Origin of the sequence: Nostocoides sp., assembly GCF_035343835.1 — a bacterium.
Taxonomy (GTDB): domain Bacteria; phylum Actinomycetota; class Actinomycetes; order Actinomycetales; family Dermatophilaceae; genus Nostocoides_A; species Nostocoides_A vanveenii.
On sequence record NZ_DAOQZV010000386.1, the window covers coordinates 1 to 1,718 of the forward strand.

Annotated in this window: 3 protein-coding genes; all 3 read left to right on the forward strand. The window is 68.2% G+C overall.

The annotated features are described in order from the left end of the window. On the forward strand, nt 1–432 hold a 432-nt coding region (locus tag PKH97_RS16405; protein ID WP_324388676.1), incomplete at its 5' end, for a hypothetical protein. Then, nucleotides 429–1,034 carry a hypothetical protein gene (locus PKH97_RS16410; protein WP_324388677.1) on the forward strand — a complete coding sequence of 202 codons (606 nt, stop codon included), beginning with the start codon at nt 429–431 and terminating at the stop codon, nt 1,032–1,034. The genes PKH97_RS16405 and PKH97_RS16410, both read left to right, overlap by 4 nt. Nucleotides 1,035–1,192: 158 nt before the next feature. After that, nucleotides 1,193–1,636, forward strand: a complete 444-nt coding sequence (locus tag PKH97_RS16415; protein ID WP_324388678.1) for a hypothetical protein — start codon at nt 1,193–1,195, stop codon at nt 1,634–1,636. Nucleotides 1,637–1,718 lie beyond the last annotated feature (82 nt).

Below are 1,718 nucleotides of genomic sequence, written 5' to 3' on the forward strand. Positions count from 1 at the left end.
TCGTCGACCGGCATACCGTCGCCGTCGTCGACCATCACCGACGCGCAGGCGGCGCTTCAGGCCGAGGCCGTGGAGGCCGTGAAGCAGTACTACGCGGCCTGGAACCGCGCGCTCGCCTCGCGGGACGGCTCGGAGGTTCGGGCGATGTCGCTGCCCGGCTGCGAAGCGTGCGCGATGGATCTCGCCGACCTCGCGGCGTTCAAGGCGAAGAACCAAACCGTGCGTGGCGGCCTCATCACGCTGACAAACCTGCGGGGACTGCCCGGCGTGGACGCGGGGATCCCGGTCGAGGGTGACGCGACGCGGGCTGCCGCGCAGGTGTTCTCGGGCAACGGGACCCTGGTCAAGACGTACCCGCAGGACACGGCGATCAACCGGCTGTGGGTGGTGGCCCGAAGTGGGGGCCGGCTGAAGGTCAAGGGGATCTCGTGAGCCGGGTTGCTGCGAGCGCTGCGTCGGGGCTTCGGGCCAAGCGGCCGGACCACCGTTGGTTGGTGGGCTTTGTTGCAGTGGGCGCGCTCTTGGCTGCGTGTTCGAGCGCCCCGTCGGTGGCCCCGCCGCCGACCCCTTTGCGGACGGTCTCGACGCCTTCGGGTGTCGACTCGTCGACCGGCATACCCTCGCCGTCCTCGACCGCCGCCGACGCACAGGCGGCGCTACAGGCTGAGGCGGTCGGGGCCGTCAAGCAGTACTACGCGGCCTGGAACCGCGCCGTCATCTCGCGAAGCAGCGCCGAGCTGCGCGCGCGCTCGCTGCCGCAGTGTGAGCCCTGCCAACGCGATATCGCTGCCATAGATGATCTGAAGCGGCAGAACCAGACGGCCCGTGGCGGCATGATCACGCTGTCTGGTCTGCGGGCGAGCCCGGGGGTGGATGCCGGGATCCTCGTCCAGGGTGAGCTCGTGCGGGCGCCGGTGGATCTCATCGGTGCTTCGGGCAAGGTGGTGAAGAGCTACCCCGAGGACCGAACCGGAACCATCGGGTGGATTCTCGCCCGTAGCGGCGGCGTGTTGAAGATCATGGACATCGCATGACTGGCGACATTGGTGAGCGGCCGGCCCGGAGGCCCCGGTACCCCTCGAGGAAGGGGCATTTCCTGGCTGGGCTGATCTGGTTGGCGACACTGGAGGGTTGTTCCGGAGCCCCCTCCGCCACCCCATCCCCAACCTCAGCTCAGGCGGCGTCGACCGCCATGTCCTCCTCGGTGCTCGTCACGCCGTCGAACGCGACGACCACCACCGACGCGCAGGCGGCGCTTCAGGCCGAGGCGGTGGAGGCGGTGAGGAACTTCTACGATGCGTGGAACGCGGCGATTGTCAGCAGGGACAGTCGCGCCATGCGGGCGTTGGTTCTCCCTCAATGCGTTCTCTGCATGAGCGACATCGGCAACATCGATGATCTCAAGAAGCAGAATCAGACGGTCCGGGGCGGGCAGGTGACCCTCGGCAAACTGACGGCATCCAAGGGATCCGACCAAGCCATCGCCGTGCAGGGCGAGGTAGTGCGAGCGCCAGTGGAGATCTTCGGAGCAGACGGCGCGCTGGTCCGATCGTTCGCCGTTGATCGCGTGCCCAACATGCTGTGGATTCTCGAGCGGAGCGAGGGCGTCCTGAAGATCCGGGACCAGGTGCGATGAGCCGCAGTCTCTCGGTTATCCACAGGGCGGACCGTTGGGGTCGCCGCAGCGGGGGGCGCCGGTCTAGTGTGGGCCGCGGAAT